The sequence below is a fragment of the Rhizobium sp. M10 genome (genome assembly GCF_002531955.1).
In the GTDB taxonomy this organism is placed as follows: domain Bacteria; phylum Pseudomonadota; class Alphaproteobacteria; order Rhizobiales; family Rhizobiaceae; genus Rhizobium; species Rhizobium etli_C.
This window is the reverse complement of sequence record NZ_NWTA01000023.1, coordinates 35,325-55,620: the sequence shown is the minus strand read 5'-3', so window position 1 is coordinate 55,620 and position 20,296 is coordinate 35,325. Positions and strand designations below refer to the sequence as shown.

Sequence of the window (20,296 nt, the reverse complement as noted above, 5' to 3'; positions counted from 1 at the left end):
TGCCGGGCCGCGGCTCGCCCCGGGCCCGGCAGGGCAGAGGGGGGCTGACACGGCACCCCCCTAAAGATTTCACATCTTCCCCGCCACCTTGATCGCAAACGCATACTCAAACGCAATCTCCTCCAGCCGCTGGAAGCGTCCGGAGGCGCCGCCGTGGCCGGCGTCCATGTTGGTCTTGAGCAGGATCGGCGCCGCGCCGGTTGTCTCCTCACGCAGCTTCGCCACCCATTTGGCCGGCTCCCAATAGGTGACGCGAGGGTCGGTCAGGCCGCCGAGCGCCAGGATCGGCGGGTAGGCTTTGGCGCCGACATTGTCATAGGGCGAATAGGCGGCGATCTGCTCGTATTCTTCCTTGCTGTCGATCGGGTTGCCCCATTCCGGCCATTCCGGCGGCGTCAGCGGCAGCGTATCGTCGAGCATGGTGTTGAGCACGTCGACGAAGGGAACGGCGGCGATGATGCCGGAAAATTTCTCCGGCGCCATGTTGGCGACGGCGCCCATCAGCATGCCGCCGGCCGAGCCGCCCTCGGCTATGATCTTCGCGTAAGAGGTGAACTTCTGTTGATTCAGATAGTCGGCCGCAGCGATGAAGTCTTTGAAGCTGTTGGTCTTCTTATCCATCTTGCCGTCTTCGTACCAGGCAAAGCCCTTGTCCTTGCCGCCGCGGATATGGGCGATGGCATAGACGAAGCCGCGGTCGGCGAGCGACAGGCAATTCGTGTTGAAGCCGGCCGGAATGGTGATGCCGTAGGCGCCGTAGCCGTAGAGCAGGCAGGGGGCCGTGCCGTCGAGCGGCGTGTCCTTGCGATAGAGCAGGGTGACCGGCACCGTCTCGCCGTCCCATGCCGGGGCGAAGACGCGGCGGGTGACGTAGTCGTCGGGATTGTGGCCCGACGGCACCTCCTGCGTCTTCAACAGCGTGCGCTCGCGCGTCACCATGTTGTAATCATAGAGCTGCGACGGCGTCGTCATCGAGGAATAGGAGAAGCGGATGACATCCGTGTCGTATTCCGCAGCACCCGAAAGCCCCAGCGAATAGGCTTCCTCGGCAAAGGCGATCGCATGTTCCTCGCCGGTCGCCCGATCGCGGATCATGATCTGCGGCAGCCCGTCCTTGCGCTCCAGCCACAGCAGATGGCGGGCATAGGCCATGTGGCTGATAACAAGCGTGCCGGGCTTATGCGGCACGACCTCGCGCCAGTTTTCCTTGCCCGGTCTATCAACCGGCGCTTCCATGATCTTGAAATCCTTGGCGCCGCCGTCATTCGTCAGGATGTAGAAGATGTCGCCGCCCTCGGTCAGCGAATATTCGATGCCTTCCTCGCGCGCCGCCACCAGCTTCGGCTCGGCCGTGAGATCCTTGGTCGACAGCAGCCGGTATTCGCTCGTCTCGTGGTCGTGGATGTCGATATAGATGAAGTCATCAAGCAGCGAGCCGCCGACGCCCATGAAGAAGCCGGCATCGGCTTCCTCGTAGACCAGCCGGTCTTCCGACTGCGGCCGGCCGACAATATGGTGGAACACCTTCGAGGGCCGGTGGTTCTCGTCGAGCGCCGAATAGAAGAAGCTCTTGCCATCAGGCGCCCAGACGCCGCCGCCGCCGGTATTCTCGATCACATCGTCGAGATCCTGGCCGGTCGAAAGGTCGCGCACCTTCAGTGTGAAGAATTCCGAGCCCTTGTCGTCATAGCCCCAGATGCCGCGGCCGTGGTCGGTGGAATGGTCGAGACCGGCGAGGCGGAAATAGGCCTTGCCTGATGCCTCCTTGTCGCCGTCGAGCAGCACCGTGCGGATCGTCTCGTCGGCGACACTGCCATTGCGAGGAATGCGAAAATAGCGCGGCTGTTCGCCGCCGGTCACGTAGGACGTGCCGTAGGCATAGGCGCCGTCCTTCACCGGCACCGAGCTGTCGTCTTCCTTGATGCGGCCGCGCATTTCGGAAAACAGCGCCTTCTGCAGCGGCTTGGTGTCCTCCATCGCCGCATTCATATAGGCGTTCTCGGCTTCGAGATGCCGGCGGATCTCGGGATCGAGGATCGAGGGATCCTTGAACATCGCCTGCCAGTTGTCGGCGCGCAGCCAGGCATAATCGTCCGTGCGGGTAATGCCGTGGCGCGTATCGGAGACGGGCTTCTTCGGTGCGGCGGGCGGTGTCGGCAGGTTCTTGAAAACGGACAAGGAATTGGCTCCGGTGGGAATGTCGGGTTGGCAAGAGATAGAGGCGCACCGGTTCCGGATCAAGCGCCAAGGGGCGAGGTGACCTTCCACAGGCATGGCGGCGGCTCGGTTCGCCCTGCCTTGATGTCACCACAATATTTAAGAATGTCCGCTATCGCAGATCGAAATTTACACGTGCCAAGCCCGCGGCAAGCCGCCGATGGCAGGGTGAAGACTGGACAACAGCAAGGGATTTTCTTCAATGCCGAAACACCTGCTCCTGTTTGTATCCCTCGTCGGCCTTGCTGCCCCCGCCTTTGCCGTCGATCCCGCCATCAAGAAGCAGCTGGAAAAACTCGATCCCTCGACCCGCCTGGAGCAGAGCTGTGACACCGAGGCGATGAGCCGGATCAACCAGGACAGCACCGGCTTCAAGCCCGACAAGGTGATCGCCTACACCTTCAAGGACCCGATTCCCGGCGACAATTCGCTGCAGGCGCCGGGCGCGGTCTTCCGCAGCAAGGGCGACTGGTACCATCTCTCCTACACCTGCATCACCGGTCCGCAGCATATCAACGTGCGCCAGCTCGATTACCAGATCGGCGACAAGGTGCCGCGTGAGAAGTGGGAAAAATATTATCTCTACGATTGATCGCCTGTCCCGTTGGCTGCGCTGACCGGCCGCATGGCGGTGGACCAATGCCGTCGCTAAACTCGGCCGATGGAATCGTAGAAGTCCTTCCATGAACCGCATCTTGCTTGCTTCGGCGTTTCTTCTGGCCGGTCTCTCCACGCTGTGCGCGGCCGAAACCCCGCCGCTGCCGGCCGCCGCCGCTCCGGTCATGAAGAGCCCGGCGGTCAAGCTCGTCGAGCCGCATCTGCATATCGCCCGCTCCAATATATCAGGCCATGCCCGCATTGCGCTCACCTTCGATGCCTGCATGGGCCAGGCGGACGAGCGCATCCTGTCGACCCTGGTGCGCGAGCGCATTCCGGCGACGCTCTTCGTCACCGCCCGCTGGCTGAAGCGCAACCCCGCCGCGCTCGCCGTCTTCCTGCAGAACCCCGACCTGTTCGAACTCGAAAATCATGGCGAGAACCACATTCCCGCCGTCGATACGCCGACGCTGGTCTATGGCATAGCCTCCGCCGGCTCGCCGCAGGCCGTCCGACAGGAAGTCGAAGGCGGTGCTGCCGCCATGCTCGCATCCGGCATTCCCGCACCGCACTGGTTCCGCGGCTCGACCGCCAAATATGACCTTTCCGCCATCGGCGAAATCCGCGCCCTCGGCTATCGCATCGCCGGCTATTCGGTGAACGGCGACGGCGGCTCGCTGCTCGGCGCCGCAATCACCGAAAAGCGTATCGCTTCGGCCAAAGACGGCGATGTCGTCATCTCCCACATCAACCAGCCGACCCATGCGGCCGGCGAGGGGGTGGCGAAGGCGCTGGTCGATCTGAAGATGAAGGGCACGGAGTTTGTTCGGCTGCAGGATGTCGAGGATATGGGCGACGATCAGACGACGGAGTAGTTCCGCAGGGGCGGCCACGGCACGACAGTCAATGCGAAGGCTACCTCAGCTCACTCCCAACCCGCAGCCCATCTTCCCCAAACCGCCGCAGCCCCGGTCCATCCCGATCGAGCGCGAAATCCTCGAACCAGTCGCGATGCATGCCGGCAATCATCGCGCCGATCATCTGGGCGGCGAGATAGGAAAAGGTGATGCCGTTGCCGCCGTAACCATAGGCGGCTAGCACATGCGGCATGCCGGGCACCGGCCCGATCAGCGGCAGGCCGTCGGCCGTTTCGCCGAAGGTTCCGCCCCAGGCATGGGCGATGCGGGTATCGGCTCTCGGCCAGAGCCGCTTCATCTTCTCCTGGATTGCGCGAATCTTGGACGGCAGCTGGCGATTCCGCGCCGCGGGGTCGGTCGTGCCATCGTCCTCGCCGCCGGCGACGATGCGGTTGTCGGCGGTCGTGCGCATGTAGAGATAAGGGTGGCTGTCCTCCCAGATCAACGCCCTGTCGCGCCAGAACGTCGCGGGGTCCTGCGGCACGGTGGCGAATGCCCAACTCGAGCTTGTCCGGTGCAGCTCCGGCATATCGAGGCCCGGCATCGAATAGCCGGTCGCCAGCACCACATGCCGCGCTTCGATGACATGGGGGCCGTCGGTCTCGACCGTCACGTGGTCGCCTTCGCTGTGCAGCGCGCTCACCGAAGCGCTGACCAGCTGCGCGCCGTGCCGCATGGCCATCGCGATCAGCGCCCAGGTCAAGAGCAGCGGATCGGCCTCCGCCGAGCCCGGCGAATAGATCGCCCCATCCCGATCGAGCTCGAACTGGGTGAAGAGATCGGGATGTTCGAGATAGACGCCGGGAAGGCCGGCCCGGCGCCGCAGCTGGCGCTCTTCCAGCAGGTCGCGGGCGCCTTCCTGGTTGGCGGCGAGATAAAGCGTGTTGCGCGGCCGGAAGCCGCAGGCGATCGCGTTGGCGGCGATCAGCTTGGCAAGGCCTGCAACGGCAGCGGCGCTGCGGCGATAGATGCCGGCGGCGCGCTCGAAGCCATACCAGGTCTCCAGCTCGCTGAGCGTGCTGTCGATCTCCCATTGCAGCATTGCGGTGCTGGCAGCGGTACTGCCGAAACCCGGCTCCTCCCGGTCGATGATGGCAACGGAGAAGCCGCGCGCCGCAAGGTGCTCTGCGACCAGCGCGCCGGTGATGCCGCCGCCGATCACCGCGACATCGGCGGAAAAGCTCTCACTGATCGCTTGCCATGCGGGCCGTATGCCGGTTCGTCCCCAGAGCGAACGGCCGCTGACCATCTGCTCATGGTCGGCTTCGTCGAGATCGAGATCGGATGCCACGGATGTCTCCTCGCTTGATCACTTCGGCAATTGCGGCTGCGGTCTTTCTTCGATCAGCAATTCCTCGATAACCGTCATCACGATCAGCGACAGCGGCAGCGCCAGCATCGCGCCGACCGCGCCCCACATCCAGGTCCAGAACAGGATGGCCAGGAAGACGATGAAGGGGTTGATTTCCAGCCGCCGTCCCATCACCGCCGGGAAGATCAGGTTCTCCATGACGAGGTGCACGGTGAAAAAGGCGGCGGCCGGCATCAGGCCGACGATGAAGCCGTCATAGGTGATGATGCCGGCGATGGCGACGGACAGCGTCATCAGCGTGATGCCGAGATAGGGAATGAAGCTCGACAGGAAGGCGAAGAAGCCCCACAGCACCGGTGCCGACAATCCGCTCGCATAGGCGATGACCGTCATGACGACGCCGAGCCCGACATAGATCAGCGAGGCGGTGGCGAAATAGAAGCCGAGCACCTGCTCGACGGCATTGATGACGCGGATCGCCGCCAGCCGCTGCGGGCGGGTGCGGAAGGTCATGATGATCGTCTTGCGCAGATTGACCCGGCTGGCGAGGAAGAGCAGCAGTGCGGCGAAAAAGATCAGCCCCTGCACCAGCGCCGGCGTCAGGCTCGTGGTCACCAGATGCAGGACGTTGCCGGTGTTTTCGAGCAGCGCGCCGATCGACATCGGCCCGCTTTCGAATGTCGCCGGCGTGATGTGCAGCCATTCGATGCGCTCGAGGTAGGGCATGATGCGGTTGATCGTCCGCTCGACGAAGGCCGGCGCTTCGTTGGCAAGCATCGTCAGCGGACCGACAAGCGAATTGGCCAGCAGAGCGATCACCAGGGCGACGCCGCTCGACAGAAGGAAAGCGTTGGCGAGCCGCGGCACGCCCATTTTGCCGAGCTTTTCGGCGGCGAGGCCGAGGATCATGCCGACGACGACGGCAAGGGTGATGGGAATGAGGATCAGCGACATCATGTAGACGGCGGCAAGGCCGAGTATGGCGAAGATGCCGATGATCGCCCAGGCCATGCTGATATCAAGCCCGTCCTTTTCAAGCCGATGCACCGGCGGGGAAGGCAATTCCTCCGCCGTCTCCCGCAATGATTTCGCCCAGGCGCTGGTATGGCGTTCGCCGATAGCGATTTTCCTTGCTTGTTTGCGGATGCCGTTGGCGATGCCCATGCGGTGAGGTCCCCGAAGCCCCATTGCTTCGCCACGAAAACGCGCTGATGCGGTTCCGGTTCCGCTGGAGGTCATGCGACGTCGAAAGATGGCCCCTCGGCTTGCCGCAGGGGCGATCGGCAGAAGCCCTCCGCCCTCATCGACGAGCGCGTGGTTTTGATCCGGCCGCCGGAACAACCTCCCAGTCGCGGACGTTCGATCTCTGAAGGAGATAGCTCATGACTGCAGATCGCGATCAGACCAAGGTCACCGAGAGCTTTTCGACCAATCCCCCTTATGCGGACGAGACGAAGCTCAAAGCCGCCGATCGCAGGCGGTGGTGGGGTTGGACCGTCCTCGTGGCGGGTGCGGCGGTCCTCATCATTGCGGGCGTAAGCGTGGCGATCTGGCCCGACCCCACCAATAACGATCCGACGGCGACAGCATCGACGAGGCCGGATCCGATCAATGCGCAGCCGTCCGGCCCCGGCACCTTCAACGATGACCCGGCCTCCGGCCCTTCACGGCCGCCCGAAGCGACGGACCGCGACCCGACGCCGAGCGGAAGCGGTAGCGGTCCGACCGGGGTGACGACGCCATCCGGAACCGAAAAGGTTCAATAGATGGAGTTCAGGCCGCCGATGTAGATCAGGCCGAGAGCGTCAGGCCGATGCCCCAGGGATCCCTGAGGAAGACGCCGCCATCGCGCTTCTCGCTGTCGATCTCCAGCCCGTCGAGCTTCGAGACCGCCGCATCGAGAGTCGCCTTGTCGTTGAAACGGATCTTGTAGTCCGAAAGCCCGGTCATATTGTCGGCGCGCGGGGCCGCGCCCCGGCTGTTCCAGATATTGGCGGCGAGATGGTGATGATAGCCGCCGGTGGCAAAGAAGCTTGCGCCGGGATAACGGGCCATCAGCGTGAGGCCGAGCACGTCGCGGTAGAAGGCGTCGGCCTGCGGGATATCGCCGACCTGCAGATGCAGATGGCCGATCGCCGCACCCTCAGCCATGCCGTCCCAGCGATCCTCGGGCGCGCTGTCGTAAAGCGCCTGCAGGTCGAGGCGCAGCGTCGCCATCTCCACCATGCCGTCCTGATGGAACTTCCATCCTTCGTGCGCCCGGTCGGCATAGATTTCGATGCCGTTTCCTTCCGGGTCGGAAAGATAGATCGCCTCGCTGACGAGATGGTCGGAAGCACCGTCGAGCACGACATTGTTATGCGCCGCATGGCGCAGCCAGCGCGCCAGTTCGGTGCGGTCGGGCATCAGGAAGGCGGTGTGGAACAGCCCGGCGGCGTTGCGCGGCGCGATGGCGGCATTCCCGGCGGTCGTCAGCGTCAGCAGCGGCAGAGCGCCGACCCCGAGAACTTCGCCGCTTGGCGTCTTTTCGATGACTTTCAGACCGAGCATCGACTGATAGAAGCCGGACACAAGACCGAGGTCTTTAACGACGAGATGCGATTGGTCGATATAGGCAGGCCGCGTCAGCGCATAGGATGTTTCGGTCGTCATGGATAATTCTCCTGCCTGTGAAATCGAAGGCGCACCGGCGGTGGCGGCAACCATGCCGCCCGTGGCAAGCTCGAGAAACTGTCGCCGGTTCATGTGCCTGATATCCTCTCGGCTGCCGTACTTGATTCCTATATGGCCCATCGCCATTGTTCACAGAAGCCTCGTTTTTGAGGATGAAGCGTTGAGCAAGCGTTGACAATCGCTTGCGCTGATTTGCTTCGCTGACGTGTCCCGCCGACTTGATCACGATCAATACGTCCATATCTTCTTAAGAAGAAGCTTATGCATCTCAGTCATGGAGGGAAGCCATGTACAGGAAGATCATCGTGGCGATTGCGCTCGGCGGCCTCGGCAGGGGAGAAGATATCCTCCGCAAGGCCGCATCGCTGCTCGACGAGGGCGGCGAGATCATCGCGCTCAACGTCGTCGAGGATGTGCCGACCTATGTCGCGATCGAACTGCCGGCCAATATGCTGGAGGACGCCATGAAGGACGGCCGCGACAGGCTGCAGGCGCTGGTCACCGCAACCGGAGTCGCGGCAGCCGTCGAAATCCGCAACGGCCCGCCGGCCAAGGCCATCATTGCGGCCGCCGAAAGCCATCGCGCTGACCTCATCATCCTCGCCTCGCATGTGCCGGATTTTTCCAACTACTTCATCGGCGCCACGGCCGACCGCGTCGTGCGCCATGCCAAGTGCTCCGTGCTGGTCGAACGGCACAAGATCTGAGCGCGCGTTTTCCCTTTTCTCCGCTCGCCGCTCTTAAAGCGCGGCAGGCGCCGCGTGACCTGTCACGAAGATTTACCGCGCCCGCGATGTGCCGCTGTTGCGCCGCCATCCGTTCGGTGCGACCATCGAGGCCGGGGACGAAATGGATTGGCGCGCATGGCTGAGTTCAACGGCATTCGCTGGGCTTACGATAAGTATGAATTGATCGCCGATGGCATCGTCCACGGCGTCGGCCTAGTGCTGGCGCTGATCGGCGCCACGGTGCTGATCTTCTACGCCACCGTCTGGAGCTCCTACGGCGCGCTCGCCGCCGCCTGGATCTATGGCGTCGGACTGGTGCTGACGCTTGCCATTTCTTTTTCCTACAATGTGTGGCCGGTCTCGCGCACCAAATGGTTCCTGCGCCGCTTCGATCATTCGGCGATCTTCGTCCTGATCGCCGCCACCTATACGCCGTTCCTCGAACGCGGCGCCGACGATCCGCTGCTCTTGTTCATGCTGGTGGCGATCTGGCTGTTCGCCGCCGTCGGCATCGTCCTGAAATGCGTCTTTCCCGGCCGTTACGACCGTCTCGCCATCCTGCTTTACCTCGCCATGGGCTGGAGCGGCGTGCTGGTGGCCGGGCCTGTCGCCGCGCGCATCCCCTCCGCCTCGATGCTGCTGATCGTCATCGGCGGCGTCCTCTATTCGCTCGGCGTCATCTTTCATGTCTGGGAGAAGCTGCGCTTCCAGAACGCCATCTGGCACGGTTTCGTCGTCACCGCCGCCGCCGTGCACTATTCGGCCGTCTTCACCTGTTTCAGCCTGCCGGTGCAGGGTTTCTAAGCGGCGGCCTCAGCGCAGCCATCCCGCAAGCGGCATCTCCGCCATCTGCCGTTTACATCCTTTGCACCGCGGCGTATGCCACCCCCGACAGCCAATCGAACCGGACCCACCATGACAGACGCCGTCCTCCTTCGCGACGCCACCGAAGCCGATCTTCCGGCCATCCGCGAGATCTACAATCATGCCGTCGAGCACACGACGGCGATCTGGAACGAGACGCTCGTCGATCTCGAAAACCGGCGGGAATGGTTGAACGCGCGCAAGGGGCGCGGCTTTCCCGTCATCGTCGCCGAGATGTCGGGCAAGGTCGCAGGCTACGCCTCCTATGGCGACTGGCGCGCCTTCGAGGGCTACCGCCATACGGTCGAACATTCCGTCTATGTCGACAAGGATTGCCGCGGCGCCGGTATCGGCGAGGCCTTGATGCGGGCGCTGATCGCCCGTGCCGCTGCCGCCGATATCCACGTGATGATCGCCGGCATCGAGGCTGAGAACGCCGCCTCGATCCGGCTGCACGAGAAGCTCGGCTTCCGCATCGCCGGCAGATTTTCCGAGGTCGGCACCAAGTTCGGCCGCTGGCTGGATCTCACCTGCATGGAGCTTCGCCTGCCCGGGTAGGCGGATGGCCGCCTGCCTGGGCACGGATGAGCGCTTCGGACGGAGTGAAACGGCAAATCATTGCCAGCGCGCTCGCCATCTTTTTATTGTATTCTGAGCTGTGTAGAAATGAGAGGCCGCCTGCTTCGCGAGAGGCGGCGTGAAGCGTCATGGAGATCAACAGTTCAATGGTAATGCATAGATCGCCGCTCGGCCTCCTTGCCTTGCTTCTTCTCGCCTCCGCTCCGATCTCCACGCGTGCCGCCGATTGCGGCAGCACGGCCTCACCGAAGCTCGACTGGCAGGAATGCTCGAAGAAGAACCTGATGCTGCAGGGCAGTGATCTCGAAGGCGCCAATCTCTTCAGCACTGATTTCTCGCTGACCGATCTCAGTGGCGGGAATTTCAAATCGGCCAATCTGGAGAAGGCGACTTTGGTGCGCGCCTCGCTCGAGGGTTCACATGCCGAAGGGGCCAACTTCGCCAAGGTCGAGGCCTATCGCGCCAGCTTCGCCAATATTGCCGCCGAAGGCGCGTCCTTTGCCGGCGCCGAGCTGCAGCGCGCCAATTTCGGCGGCGCCCGGCTCTCCGGTGCGAGCTTCGAAAAGGCCGAACTCGGTCGCGCCGATTTCGACAAGGCGGTGCTGACGGGGGTGAAATTCTCCTTCGCCAATCTCTCCCGCGCCGATCTCTCCAACGCCACCTTCGAAGGCCCGGCAACATTCGAGCGCGCCTTCATGTTCCTGACCCGCATCGAAGGTCTCGACCTGTCGGCCGCCGCCGGGCTCGAACAGACGCAGATCGATCTCGCTTGCGGCGACGCCTCGACCAAGCTCCCCTCCGGCCTCTCTACGCCGGCAACCTGGCCATGCCCGGCCGAGCACGAGTAGTCGGGCGAAACCTTGCGCCTATGGCAACTACGCCCGGCTGGTTGAGGGATGTCGGGTATCGGAACGAGCGGCGAGTTTCTAATCCTGTTCGTCTTCATCCGACCTTAGCAGATCGACAAGCGCAGCAACCCTGCCTGTCGGCAGATGCCGGCCTTCACCCATCAACGCTTCGTCGTTGTTTGCCCATGCAAATGCCTCGGCAAGTTCGGCCTGCGTCGCACCTGTTGCGATGACCTCGGCCACGAGCATTTTGTCGGCGGGCCCCAGGACGGCGACGACATCGTCTGAAGTCATTGTCATAGCCATTGCTCCTCGCTCAAGCTTCGCCCAGATATGGTGGCGTGTTCGAAAAAATCAATTTTTTTCGTTGGGCGGTTCTGTCCTCTTGAAACGTTAAGCTACTGAATTATATCAGTATTGTTGGCCGACGAATAGCGGCCGACGCCAGGTCCAGGAGACGCCGGTCGCTCTGGGCGTCTCCTTGTATCCATGTTGCTTGTAAGGAGGATATGGCTATGAGGACAAACCTCGATTTCTCTCCCCTGTTCCGGTCGAGCATCGGCTTCGAGCGGATGTTGAACGCGCTCGAGGCTGCAAGCCGTGCCGAAACAGTCGACAACTGGCCGCCTTACGACATCGTCAAGGCCGGCGAGGATGATTACCGCATCGCTATGGCGGTAGCGGGCTTCTCGCGGGACGAGCTGGCGATCACTCAAGAGCAGAACATGCTCATTGTCGCAGGGCAGAAAACCAACGGCGAAGATGTTCAATACCTGCATCGCGGCATTGCCGCACGGTTCCAGCGTCGGTTCGAACTTGCCGATCACGTGAAGGTCGTGGATGCCGGCCTCGTCGACGGTCTGCTGACCATCGCTCTCAAACGCGAAATTCCTGAAGAGATGAAGCCACGCCAGATCGGAATCGAAACGGGTCAGTCAATGCCGAAGGTGCGGCCGAAAGAGATCGATGCCGGGAAGCACGCGGCTTAAGCTTCGCCGGCCGCAGGCAAACATGGCGCCGGGAATGGCCTGGCGCCAAACGAAGAGCTTGCCCAGAAACCACCAGAAAGGAGTAAAACCATGAGTGTCCGTGATTTGATTCCCTGGGGTCGCAACAACGGCAACCAGGGTCCGAGTCTTCTTCGCGACGACGACCGCGATCCCTTCCTGTCGCTTCATCGCGAGGTCAATCGGCTGTTCGACGATGTTTTCCGCGGTTTCGGCTCCGGGCTGCCGTCACTGCGTGGCGTCAGCGGGTTCGGTGCCGGCTGGCCGAGTGTCGAAATCTCCGATACCGACAAGGAAATCAAGGTGACGGCCGAAGTACCCGGCCTTGAGGAAAAGGACATCGAAGTCCTGCTCAATGACGGCGTTCTGACGCTGAAAGGTGAAAAGCGTTCGGAGACCGAAGACAAGGAGAAGCAGTTCTCGGAGCGCTACTACGGCCGCTTCGAGCGGCGCATCCCGCTCGGCACCGAGGTCAAGGAAGACCAGGTCGAGGCCACCTTCAAGAACGGCATCTTGACCGTCCGCTTGCCTAAGACCGAAAAGGCTCAGTCACAGGTCAAGCGCATCGCCATCAGGAGCTGATCCAAACAAGTATGGCGGCCGCCACCCGGCCGCCTCCGATCGATCTTGGCTTGCGGACCCGCTTGGCTGAACTTTGCGACGGCGGGTCCGACGAGGTCAACGAGCCCTTTGTCTCTTGCGAGGCAATTCCCCGACGGGCGCTCACGTAGGTGCGGCCCGTTGTTCCGCTGCTGCGGCGAAGCCGTGACGGCCGGTCTGCTGTGCCAGGAGATCATGTTTCTCTGCGAACGCGACGAACAGTCCACGAGCAGTTTCCGCGTCGATTTCGCCACGGAGGGCGGCAGCACAGGCCTTCAGCGCAACCGAATGGGCCGCGTCTCGGGATATGGCCGGCCATTCGTCAAGATGCCGGTATGCCTCCATGACCGTTCGGAGCTCCGCAGGAAATCCAAGGCCAACAAAAATAGTGACAGGCTGTTTGAACACATCGGGTCTCATCATTCTCTCCTTTCCTACCGCGATGTTGGACGAGCAATCTGCGTCAAGCGCCTCCGAGCTGTGATCTGCGACGAGGCTTTGCGGCCTCCAAACCGGGCGCTCGGCTGGCGCCAGATTAGTTGGTTTTTGACGATTTTCGATTCAATAGGACGAAGGAAAATTTGGTCCGTTCTGCGAGCTGGAGCGACACCACCTCAATCCTCTCTCGGTCAAGGTCGTGCAACGACGGCGTCTGCAAACCTCGGTCCAGTCGCGCATCGCCTCAAGCTGACGACGTACTTCCCTGCTTGCCATACGAAGGATCGGTGCGACCTATTTCCCCGGCTCGAACACCATGGCGTGGCCGTTGATGCAGTAGCGCAGGCCGGTCGGTGGCGGGCCGTCGGGGAAGACGTGGCCGAGATGGGCGTCGCAGCTGCCGCAGCGGATTTCGGTGCGCACCATGCCGTAGGTCGTGTCGCGATGTTCGGTCACCGCATCGGGCGACACGGCTTCGAAATAGCTCGGCCAGCCGCAGCCGGCATCGAATTTCGTGTCGGAGCGGAAGAGCGGCGCGTTGCAGCCGATGCAGCGGTAAAGCCCTGTCTCGAAGGAATCCCAGTAGGGGCCGGTGAAGGCGCGCTCGGTGCCGTGCTGGCGGGTGATGCGGTATTGCTCCGGCGTCAGCTGCTCTTTCCATTCGGCATCGGTTTTATGGATCTTGGCGGTGGTTGCAGTTTCGGACATGACGTGCTCCTTTCGCCGAGGCGCGGCTCCTTCTTGCGAGAAAATGTGGTGCGCCGTCCTTGCTTCATCAAGCCTCCGGCGCCTTGCCGCCACAATCGCGGCATACGGCAATTCAGGGAAGACGCTTGCTTTTACATCTATTAAGGGTTTTCCGTTAGGGTTAATGTTACGTGCATTGAGGAAACATTGGTGTTTGAAGCGGCAATCGTCCTGCTCTACGGTCTCGTGACCGCGGCCGCCATAGCGGTCACGATGCTGGAAGGCTGGGCCAATCGTGACGGCTTGACGCTCCATCGTCTCGCCGGCCTTATCGCGTGCCTGCTGTGGCCGCTGACGCTTGTGCTCTTCATCCTGCACGGCTGCGTCCTCCGGCTGCTGACACGTCTTTCCCACTCCGCCGCCTGACCGCTTCGAACTTTTCCGCGCGGCATTGGCCGGCGACCGAAAACGCTTGAGACGCCCTCCCGTTTCGCCTAAGTCAGAAGACGAGCCGATTTGCGTCGGCGTTCCGTCTGGCCGGTAGAGGAGGAGACATGGCCGATGTCACGGCTCTGACATTTCTGGCCCTGTGTCTGCCGCTCGCCGGCGCTCTTGCCGCTCCCTTCGTCATCCGCATCCTCGGCGCAAACGGCGCCTGGCTGCTGGCGACCGCTCCGCTGTTTGCCTTCCTGCATTTTCTGCGCCTGCTTCCGCAGGTCGCGCGCGGTCAGGCCGTCACCGGCGGTTATGCCTGGGTGCCGAGCTACAACCTCTCCTTTTCCTGGTTCCTCGACGGCCTGTCGCTGGCTTTCGCGCTGCTGATCACCGGCATCGGCACGCTGATCGTGCTCTATGCCGGCGCCTATCTCAGGGGACATAGGGATCAGGGCCGCTTCTTCTCCTTCATCTTTCTCTTCATGGGCGCGATGCTCGGGATCGTCGTGTCCGACAGCTTCCTGATGTTCTTCATCTTCTGGGAACTGACGTCGATCACCTCCTTCCTGCTGATCGGCTTCGATCACGAGCGCGAGGCGGCCCGTCGCGCCGCCCTGCAGGCGCTTGTCGTCACCGGCGGGGGAGGGCTCTGCCTGCTCGCCGGCCTGCTCATTCTCTGGAACATGTCGGGCGTCACGCAGATGTCGCAGCTGATCGGGTCGGGCGATATGCTGCGCGAAAGCCCGCTCTATCTCGCGGCCCTCATTCTGGTGCTCGGCGGCGCCTTCACCAAGTCGGCGCAGTTTCCCTTTCATTTCTGGCTGCCGAACGCCATGGAGGCGCCGACGCCGGTGTCGGCCTACCTGCACTCGGCCACCATGGTGAAGGCCGGCGTCTATCTGCTGATGCGGCTCAATCCGGTCATGGGTGCAACGCCCGCCTGGGAAATCCTTCTGCCCTTCTTCGGCGGCCTGACGCTGGTGGTCGGCACCGCGCTTGCCATCCGCCAGACCGACCTGAAGCTCAAGCTCGCCTATACCACCGTCTCTTCGCTCGGCCTGCTCGTCATGCTGATCGGCTTCGGCTCCGACCACGCGGTGGCGGCGGCGGCGCTCTATCTGGTGGCGCATTCCCTGTTCAAGGGGGCGCTCTTCATGGTCGCCGGCATCATCGATCACGAGACCGGCACGCGTGACATCACCCGGCTCGGCGGCCTCAGGCGGGCGATGCCGCTGACATGGATCATCGCCCTTGCCGCGGCCTTCTCCATGGCCGGCCTGCCGCCCTTCTTCGGCTTTCTCGCCAAGGAGGAGATCTATACGGCGCTCGTCGGCGGCGACATCCGCGCCATCACCTTCACCGCGATCGCCGTTTTCGGCAACGCGCTGATGTTCGCCGTCGCCTTTGCCGTGGCGCTGAAACCCTTCCTCGGCCGGCCGGCGCAGACGCCGAAAGCCGCGCATGAGGCGCCCGTCCTGCTCTGGCTCGGCCCGGCCGTTCTCGCCGTCCTCGGCCTGCTGTCGGCGATTTTCGCGAGCTTCAGCCATGCCGCTCTGTCCTCGCCGATCGCAGCCGCGATCCGCGGGACCCCGGTTGAGATTTCCATTTCGTTGGCGCCGCATATCGGCCTGCCCTTGGCCCTTTCGCTGCTGACCGTGCTGCTCGGCATCGGCGTCTACTGGCAGCTCGATCGGACACGTTTCTGGATGGCGGTTTTTCTGCGCGCGGCCGGGCGCGGGCCGGACCATGGTTTCGACCTCGCCATGGTGGGCCTTGTCCGTTTCGCCGGCCGCCTCATCCGCTTTGTCCAGCCGGGGCGGCTGGAGACCTATGTCGCCTGCACCTTCCTCTGCCTCGCCGCCATCCTCATCATTCCCCCGATCCTCTATGGCGAACTGCCGCATCTTCCCGCCTGGCCGGCAGATGTCAGGCTGTATGAATGGGCGGTGTTCCTGATCGCCGCCTTCGGCCTTGCCGCCGTGCTCGTCGCCCGCGACCGGCTGACGGCGATCGTCTCGCTCGGCATCCAGGGCTTCGCCGTCGCCGTCATCTTCCTGCTGTTCGGCGCGCCGGACCTGTCCTTCACCCAATTCATGGTCGAAACGCTTTCGGTGGTCATCCTCGCCCTGGTCATGACCAGGCTTCGGCTCTCTCCGGACGATCGGCGCTCGCCCGGCCGCAGGCTCCTGCACGGTGCGCTGGCGCTTGCCTGCGGTCTCGGTTTTTCGCTGTTGCTGCTGCGGGCGACGCAGCTGCCGTTCAACGACGCGCTGACACTATTCTTCAACGCCTATTCCAAATCGATCGCCCACGGCGCCAATGTCGTCAACGTCATCATCGTCGATTTCCGCGGCACCGACACGCTCGGCGAAATCGCTGTCGTCGCCGTGACCGGCCTTGCCATTCTGGCGCTGATCCGCATCCGCGCCGGCAGCGAGCGCAGGCTTGCCGCCAATGATCCGGATGCGGTCGGAGCAGGGGAGTGATGACGTGAACACCCTGATCTTCCGCACCGTCGCCCCGTTCCTCACCGCGCTGATGCTGCTTTTTTCCGTCTTCGTGCTGCTGCGCGGCCATAATGAGCCGGGCGGCGGCTTCATCGGTGGGCTGATCGCCGCCTCGGGACTGGCGATCTACGGCATTGCCCGCGGCGTCGCCGCCGTTCGCCGCGCCCTGTTCTTCCATCCGCTGTCGGTTGCCGGCTGCGGCCTCTTACTGTCGACCGCGGCCGGTCTTCTCTCCATCCTCTTCGGCGTTCCCTTCATGACCGGCCTCTGGATCTATCCGAACCTTCTCGGCCTCGAAGTGCCGCTGTCGAGCGTCATGCTCTTCGACGTCGGCGTCTATCTCGTCGTGCTCGGCGCCATCACCTCGATAGCGCTGGCATTGGAAGAAAAGGAGGTGGAGTGATGGAGCCGCTTCTTGCGATCCTCGTCGGCCTGTTCTTTGCCGCCGCCATCTATCTGATGCTGTCGAGATTCTCGATCAGCATCATGCTCGGCATCGCCATCCTCGGCAACGCGGTCAATCTGCTGCTCTTTACATCAGGCCGGCTGACACGTGAGGTGCCGCCGATCATCCCGGCGGGTCTCGACGCCTTGCCCGCCGGTGCCGCCAACCCGCTGCCGCAGGCGCTCATCCTGACGGCGATCGTCATCTCTTTCTCCTTCCTCGCCTTCCTGCTGGTGCTGACCTACCGCGCCTATCAGGATCTCGGCACCGACGACACCAGCGAAATGCGCGCCGCCGAGCCCGACGACCGGCCGCTGCCGCCATTGGGGTATTGATGCGGATGTCGGTGCGGATGCTTACCCCCCTCTGCCCTGCCGGGCATCCCGGAGGCCACATCTGATGGCCGCTCCCACCGTCACCGTCGATCTCGCCGCCGCCCTGGTCACCGCCCCGGTGCCCATCGGTCATTGGCTCGCCATCCTGCCGGTCGCCCATTGCATCACGCTCGGCGCCGTGCTGCTGATGGTGCGCGCCTATCCCCGCCTGCAGGCCTGGCTGGCCATTTCGGGCCTTGCGGGCCTGGCGCTGATGGATGCGGCGCTGCTTGCCAAGGTCGCGGCCGAAGGGCCGCTGACCATGGTCATGGGGCGCTGGCTGCCGCCCTTCGGCATCGCCTTCACCGTCGATCTCTTCGGTGCGCTGATGGCCTTCGCCGCAGCCCTTGCCGGGCTCGCCGGCGGCATCTATGCGCTGGCCGATATCGGCGAAAGCGGCCGCCGATACGGTTTCTTTCCGCTGCTCATGCTGCTGATGGCCGGTGTCACCGGCGCCTTTCTCACCGGCGACGTCTTCAATCTCTATGTCTGGTTCGAGGTGCTGCTGATCGCCTCCTTCGGGCTGATCATCCTCGGCTCGGAACGGCAGCAGATCGACGGCGCGCTGAAATATGCGGTGCTCAATCTGATCGCCACGACCCTGTTCCTGGTCGGCGTCGGCATTCTCTATGCCGTCTTCGGCACGCTCAACATGGCCGATATCGCCGGCAAGGCGAGGGACATCGGCGGCACGGCGCCGCTGATGTCGCTGGCAAGCCTCTTTCTGCTTGCCTTTGCCATGAAGGCGGCCGCCTTCCCGGTCAATTTCTGGCTGCCCGCCGCCTATCATACCCCGCGCATCACCGTCTCGGCGCTGTTTGCCGGCCTGCTGACCAAGGTCGGCATCTACGCGCTGGTTCGGGTGATGGTCATGCTGCTGCCGGCCGAACGCGCCGAACTCAGCCTTGTGATCGCGCTCGCGGCCGCCGCGACCATTCTCGTCGGCGCGCTCGGCGCTCTGGCCGAAAACGACATCCGCAGGCTGTTCGGCCATGTCGTCATATCGGGCATCGGCAACATGCTTGCCGGCGTCGCGCTCGGCAATCCCGGCGGCATCGGCGGCGCGGTCTTCTACGCGCTCCATTCCATGGTGCTGATGACGGCGCTTTATCTTGCCGCCGGCGAGATCGGCCGGCGCGGCGGTGGTTTTTGCCTGTCGGATCTCGGCGGGCTCTATCGGCAAAGCGGCGGCTTCACCGCACTGTCGCTCGTGCTCTTCCTTGCCGCCTGTGGCCTTCCGCCCTTTTCCGGCTTCTGGCCGAAGGTCATGCTCGTCAAGGCCGCGCTCGATAGCGGTGCCTGGTGGCTGGCGGCGGCAATCCTCGCCGGCGGTTTCCTGACGACGATCGCCTTCGGTCGCCTCTTCCTCCTTGCCTATTGGCGCCCCGCGCCGATGGCGCTCGCGTCGTCGAAACCCTCCTGGCGCACCGGCCTGCCGCTCGCCGCGCTGACGGCGCTCACCATCGGCTTCGGCATCCTGCCGGAACGGCTGCTGGCGCTGTCGCAAGCGGCCGCCGCCGGCCTTGCCGATCCCCAGGCCTACCTCCATTCGGTCTTCCCGCAAGGAGGTCAGCGGTGATCGCCTTCGTCTTCAACCTGCTGCTCGCCATCGCCTGGGTCACTGTTACCGGCAGCGCCTCGCTGCATAATTTCGTCTTCGGCTTCCTGCTGGCGGCCCTGGCGCTGGCCGTCATCCGCGAACCTTTCGGCGGCAGGGGATATCTGCGTCGCACCCGCCTGGTGCTGTCGCTCATCGCCCTCTTCCTCAAGGAATTGTCGCTGTCGGCCTGGAAGGTCACGCTCACCGTTCTCTCACCGGATATGAAACTGAAGCCAGGCATCTTCGCCTTTCCTCTGACGGTGACCAGCGATTTCGAGATCACCCTGCTCGCAAATCTCATCACGCTGACACCAGGCACGCTTTCCGTCGATGTCTCGACAGATCGCCGCACGCTCTATGTCCACGCGCTCGATTGCTCCGATCCGGAGGCGACAAAACGCGGCATTGCCAGTGGTTTCGAACGCAAGATCATGGAGGCCTTCCGGTGATCACGCCTGCCGCCATCGTCGCCGTCGCATCCGCGGTCGCCCTCGTCATCCTCGGCCTGGCGCTGCTTTTGACCGTCTGGCGCGTCGTTGTCGGCCCGACATTGCCGGATCGCATCCTCGCCCTCGACATGCTGACCGGCATCGCCATCGGCTTCATCGCCGTCATCGCGGTCAAAACAGGGTTTTCCCTCTATATCGATATCGCCATCTCGCTCGGCCTCGTCGGCTTCCTGGCAACCGTCGCCTTCGCCCGCTTCGTGCTGTCGCGCGGCAACATCCAATCGCCGCCATCGGCATCCGCAGCCAAGGGTGGCGCAAAGACGCGCCGGGCAGGGAGGAAGGGACGATGATGGCTTATCTCGTCGCAGCCGTCACCGCGCTGCTGCTGGTTGCCGGTGCGCTCTTTGCCCTTGCGGCGGCCATCGGCCTGGTCCGGCTGCCCGATCTCTATACGCGCATGCACTCGGCCTCGAAGGCCGGCACCGTCGGCTCCGGCCTGCTGCTCTTTGCCGCCGGCCTCTATTCGCAGGACCCGGCGGTTATCGCCCGCGCCCTTGCCGGTTTCGTCTTCTTCCTGTTGACGGCGCCGGTTTCCGCCCATCTGCTGGCCAGGGCAGCCCATCGTTCGGGACACGATCTCGGCGCCATCTCGGTCCGCGATGATATGCGCGAACGCTGAGGGGTTGCTATTGCCATCTTAACCTGTTTTACGTCTGACTTATGCACAGGAAGCTGTGAGTAAAGCTTGGGCTAAAGTCCTATAATTCTTCGTCGGCCATTTTTTCTCAAGAAAAACGACAAATAATAATTGGCCTTTCGGCCAAACGATGGTATTTGAAAATGCAAGTAGAATTCTGATTGTGAATTACAATCGTACTGCTTCCAAGTCCCTCAGTTTTGATTTTTCAATGTCTAAACTGGGGCCATCGCCTGGAGCATGACGTAGTGGTTTTTGGTCAGGCAGTATAAGAACAGGTCTCGAACTTCGGAATCTAGGGGTGGATTTCACGTTTTTCGAA

24 protein-coding genes are annotated in these 20,296 nt (G+C 63.1%); 17 read left to right on the top strand and 7 right to left on the bottom strand.

The genetic code is table 11. The features are described 5' to 3' along the window. Positions 1 to 69: 69 nt before the first annotated feature. A complete protein-coding gene (locus CO671_RS26890; RefSeq protein ID WP_097608486.1) occupies positions 70 to 2,178 on the bottom strand; it encodes a S9 family peptidase in 2,109 nt (702 codons plus the stop codon). Between the two features lie 241 nt (positions 2,179 to 2,419). Between CO671_RS26890 and CO671_RS26885 the strand changes: the two genes are divergently transcribed. Next, entirely contained in the window at positions 2,420 to 2,809 is a 390-nt protein-coding gene (locus CO671_RS26885) for a DUF930 domain-containing protein (protein ID WP_097608485.1), read from the top strand. A 91-nt stretch (positions 2,810 to 2,900) separates the two neighbouring features. Then, entirely contained in the window at positions 2,901 to 3,689 is a 789-nt protein-coding gene (locus CO671_RS26880) for a polysaccharide deacetylase family protein (protein ID WP_097608484.1), read from the top strand. Between the two features lie 40 nt (positions 3,690 to 3,729). On the opposite strand, the gene CO671_RS26875 is transcribed toward CO671_RS26880, so the two are convergent. Both CO671_RS26875 and CO671_RS26870 read right to left on the bottom strand, forming a co-directional pair. Next, positions 3,730 to 5,022, bottom strand: a complete 1,293-nt coding sequence (locus CO671_RS26875) for an FAD-dependent oxidoreductase (RefSeq protein WP_097608483.1) — start codon at positions 5,020 to 5,022, stop codon at positions 3,730 to 3,732. A gap of 18 nt (positions 5,023 to 5,040) precedes the next feature. Beyond that, a complete protein-coding gene (locus tag CO671_RS26870; RefSeq protein WP_097608482.1) occupies positions 5,041 to 6,207 on the bottom strand; it encodes an AI-2E family transporter in 1,167 nt (388 codons plus the stop codon). Between the two features lie 218 nt (positions 6,208 to 6,425). Here CO671_RS26870 and CO671_RS26865 point away from each other — a divergent pair, with 218 nt between their 5' ends. Beyond that, complete coding sequence (locus CO671_RS26865) at positions 6,426 to 6,809, top strand: hypothetical protein (RefSeq protein WP_097608481.1); 384 nt, start codon at positions 6,426 to 6,428, stop codon at positions 6,807 to 6,809. A gap of 25 nt (positions 6,810 to 6,834) precedes the next feature. Here the strand turns inward: CO671_RS26865 and CO671_RS26860 are convergent, their stop codons facing one another. Then, entirely contained in the window at positions 6,835 to 7,695 is an 861-nt protein-coding gene (locus CO671_RS26860; protein WP_097608541.1) for a VOC family protein, read from the bottom strand. A 308-nt stretch (positions 7,696 to 8,003) separates the two neighbouring features. Here CO671_RS26860 and CO671_RS26855 point away from each other — a divergent pair, with 308 nt between their 5' ends. From CO671_RS26855 to CO671_RS26840, 4 genes are all read left to right on the top strand, one after another. Next, positions 8,004 to 8,423 carry a universal stress protein gene (locus tag CO671_RS26855; protein ID WP_010029807.1) on the top strand — a complete coding sequence of 140 codons (420 nt, stop codon included), beginning with the start codon at positions 8,004 to 8,006 and terminating at the stop codon, positions 8,421 to 8,423. A 156-nt stretch (positions 8,424 to 8,579) separates the two neighbouring features. Then, complete coding sequence (locus CO671_RS26850) at positions 8,580 to 9,248, top strand: hemolysin III family protein (protein WP_097608480.1); 669 nt, start codon at positions 8,580 to 8,582, stop codon at positions 9,246 to 9,248. A gap of 111 nt (positions 9,249 to 9,359) precedes the next feature. Then, on the top strand, positions 9,360 to 9,866 hold the full coding sequence (locus CO671_RS26845; protein WP_097608479.1) for a GNAT family N-acetyltransferase: 507 nt from the start codon (positions 9,360 to 9,362) through the stop codon (positions 9,864 to 9,866). Between the two features lie 167 nt (positions 9,867 to 10,033). Then, entirely contained in the window at positions 10,034 to 10,735 is a 702-nt protein-coding gene (locus tag CO671_RS26840) for a pentapeptide repeat-containing protein (protein WP_097608478.1), read from the top strand. 78 nt (positions 10,736 to 10,813) lie between these two features. Here the strand turns inward: CO671_RS26840 and CO671_RS26835 are convergent, their stop codons facing one another. Next, entirely contained in the window at positions 10,814 to 11,035 is a 222-nt protein-coding gene (locus CO671_RS26835; RefSeq protein ID WP_097608477.1) for a hypothetical protein, read from the bottom strand. A 215-nt stretch (positions 11,036 to 11,250) separates the two neighbouring features. On the opposite strand from CO671_RS26835, the gene CO671_RS26830 reads away from it, so the two are divergent. Beyond that, entirely contained in the window at positions 11,251 to 11,724 is a 474-nt protein-coding gene (locus tag CO671_RS26830; protein ID WP_097608476.1) for an Hsp20 family protein, read from the top strand. A gap of 90 nt (positions 11,725 to 11,814) precedes the next feature. Next, complete coding sequence (locus tag CO671_RS26825) at positions 11,815 to 12,324, top strand: Hsp20/alpha crystallin family protein (RefSeq protein ID WP_010030372.1); 510 nt, start codon at positions 11,815 to 11,817, stop codon at positions 12,322 to 12,324. A gap of 141 nt (positions 12,325 to 12,465) precedes the next feature. On the opposite strand, the gene CO671_RS26820 is transcribed toward CO671_RS26825, so the two are convergent. Both CO671_RS26820 and msrB read right to left on the bottom strand, forming a co-directional pair. Next, complete coding sequence (locus CO671_RS26820) at positions 12,466 to 12,762, bottom strand: DUF982 domain-containing protein (RefSeq protein ID WP_170965059.1); 297 nt, start codon at positions 12,760 to 12,762, stop codon at positions 12,466 to 12,468. A gap of 312 nt (positions 12,763 to 13,074) precedes the next feature. Further along, positions 13,075 to 13,488, bottom strand: coding sequence for a peptide-methionine (R)-S-oxide reductase MsrB (msrB, locus tag CO671_RS26815; RefSeq protein ID WP_097608474.1), 414 nt, complete (start codon positions 13,486 to 13,488; stop codon positions 13,075 to 13,077). Between the two features lie 189 nt (positions 13,489 to 13,677). Here msrB and CO671_RS26810 point away from each other — a divergent pair, with 189 nt between their 5' ends. From CO671_RS26810 to mnhG, 8 genes are all read left to right on the top strand, one after another. Continuing rightward, on the top strand, positions 13,678 to 13,893 hold the full coding sequence (locus CO671_RS26810) for a hypothetical protein (protein ID WP_097608540.1): 216 nt from the start codon (positions 13,678 to 13,680) through the stop codon (positions 13,891 to 13,893). A 128-nt stretch (positions 13,894 to 14,021) separates the two neighbouring features. Continuing rightward, positions 14,022 to 16,388 (top strand): putative monovalent cation/H+ antiporter subunit A, encoded by a 2,367-nt coding sequence (locus tag CO671_RS26805; protein ID WP_097608473.1) that lies wholly within the window; start codon positions 14,022 to 14,024, stop codon positions 16,386 to 16,388. Between the two features lie 4 nt (positions 16,389 to 16,392). Next, positions 16,393 to 16,812, top strand: a complete 420-nt coding sequence (locus CO671_RS26800; RefSeq protein ID WP_097608472.1) for a Na+/H+ antiporter subunit B — start codon at positions 16,393 to 16,395, stop codon at positions 16,810 to 16,812. Then, on the top strand, positions 16,812 to 17,189 hold the full coding sequence (locus tag CO671_RS26795; protein WP_097608471.1) for a Na+/H+ antiporter subunit C: 378 nt from the start codon (positions 16,812 to 16,814) through the stop codon (positions 17,187 to 17,189). Before CO671_RS26800 ends, CO671_RS26795 begins: the two co-directional genes overlap by 1 nt. A 64-nt stretch (positions 17,190 to 17,253) precedes the next feature. Further along, positions 17,254 to 18,807: a Na+/H+ antiporter subunit D gene (locus tag CO671_RS26790; RefSeq protein WP_097608470.1), complete on the top strand. Its 1,554-nt coding sequence runs from the start codon at positions 17,254 to 17,256 to the stop codon at positions 18,805 to 18,807. Further along, positions 18,804 to 19,277, top strand: coding sequence for a Na+/H+ antiporter subunit E (locus CO671_RS26785; RefSeq protein ID WP_097608469.1), 474 nt, complete (start codon positions 18,804 to 18,806; stop codon positions 19,275 to 19,277). The genes CO671_RS26790 and CO671_RS26785 overlap by 4 nt, the downstream gene beginning before the upstream one ends. Next, positions 19,274 to 19,627, top strand: coding sequence for a cation:proton antiporter (locus CO671_RS26780; RefSeq protein ID WP_097608468.1), 354 nt, complete (start codon positions 19,274 to 19,276; stop codon positions 19,625 to 19,627). The genes CO671_RS26785 and CO671_RS26780 overlap by 4 nt, the downstream gene beginning before the upstream one ends. Beyond that, complete coding sequence (gene mnhG, locus CO671_RS26775) at positions 19,624 to 19,956, top strand: monovalent cation/H(+) antiporter subunit G (RefSeq protein WP_097608467.1); 333 nt, start codon at positions 19,624 to 19,626, stop codon at positions 19,954 to 19,956. Before CO671_RS26780 ends, mnhG begins: the two co-directional genes overlap by 4 nt. Positions 19,957 to 20,296: the final 340 nt, after the last annotated feature.

What these genes read in the sequence shown, in the direction of transcription:
- CO671_RS26885 (WP_097608485.1), top strand. Translation starts at nt 2,420, where the DNA reads ATGCCGAAACACCTGCTCCTGTTTGTATCCCTCGTCGGCCTTGCTGCC.
- CO671_RS26880 (WP_097608484.1), top strand. Translation starts at nt 2,901, where the DNA reads ATGAACCGCATCTTGCTTGCTTCGGCGTTTCTTCTGGCCGGTCTCTCC.
- CO671_RS26870 (WP_097608482.1), bottom strand. Translation starts at nt 6,207, where the DNA reads ATGGGCATCGCCAACGGCATCCGCAAACAAGCAAGGAAAATCGCTATC.
- CO671_RS26865 (WP_097608481.1), top strand. Translation starts at nt 6,426, where the DNA reads ATGACTGCAGATCGCGATCAGACCAAGGTCACCGAGAGCTTTTCGACC.
- CO671_RS26860 (WP_097608541.1), bottom strand. Translation starts at nt 7,695, where the DNA reads ATGACGACCGAAACATCCTATGCGCTGACGCGGCCTGCCTATATCGAC.
- CO671_RS26855 (WP_010029807.1), top strand. Translation starts at nt 8,004, where the DNA reads ATGTACAGGAAGATCATCGTGGCGATTGCGCTCGGCGGCCTCGGCAGG.
- CO671_RS26850 (WP_097608480.1), top strand. Translation starts at nt 8,580, where the DNA reads ATGGCTGAGTTCAACGGCATTCGCTGGGCTTACGATAAGTATGAATTG.
- CO671_RS26845 (WP_097608479.1), top strand. Translation starts at nt 9,360, where the DNA reads ATGACAGACGCCGTCCTCCTTCGCGACGCCACCGAAGCCGATCTTCCG.
- CO671_RS26840 (WP_097608478.1), top strand. Translation starts at nt 10,034, where the DNA reads ATGGTAATGCATAGATCGCCGCTCGGCCTCCTTGCCTTGCTTCTTCTC.
- CO671_RS26835 (WP_097608477.1), bottom strand. Translation starts at nt 11,035, where the DNA reads ATGACAATGACTTCAGACGATGTCGTCGCCGTCCTGGGGCCCGCCGAC.
- CO671_RS26830 (WP_097608476.1), top strand. Translation starts at nt 11,251, where the DNA reads ATGAGGACAAACCTCGATTTCTCTCCCCTGTTCCGGTCGAGCATCGGC.
- CO671_RS26825 (WP_010030372.1), top strand. Translation starts at nt 11,815, where the DNA reads ATGAGTGTCCGTGATTTGATTCCCTGGGGTCGCAACAACGGCAACCAG.
- CO671_RS26820 (WP_170965059.1), bottom strand. Translation starts at nt 12,762, where the DNA reads ATGAGACCCGATGTGTTCAAACAGCCTGTCACTATTTTTGTTGGCCTT.
- msrB (WP_097608474.1), bottom strand. Translation starts at nt 13,488, where the DNA reads ATGTCCGAAACTGCAACCACCGCCAAGATCCATAAAACCGATGCCGAA.
- CO671_RS26805 (WP_097608473.1), top strand. Translation starts at nt 14,022, where the DNA reads ATGGCCGATGTCACGGCTCTGACATTTCTGGCCCTGTGTCTGCCGCTC.
- CO671_RS26795 (WP_097608471.1), top strand. Translation starts at nt 16,812, where the DNA reads ATGGAGCCGCTTCTTGCGATCCTCGTCGGCCTGTTCTTTGCCGCCGCC.
- CO671_RS26790 (WP_097608470.1), top strand. Translation starts at nt 17,254, where the DNA reads ATGGCCGCTCCCACCGTCACCGTCGATCTCGCCGCCGCCCTGGTCACC.
- mnhG (WP_097608467.1), top strand. Translation starts at nt 19,624, where the DNA reads ATGATGGCTTATCTCGTCGCAGCCGTCACCGCGCTGCTGCTGGTTGCC.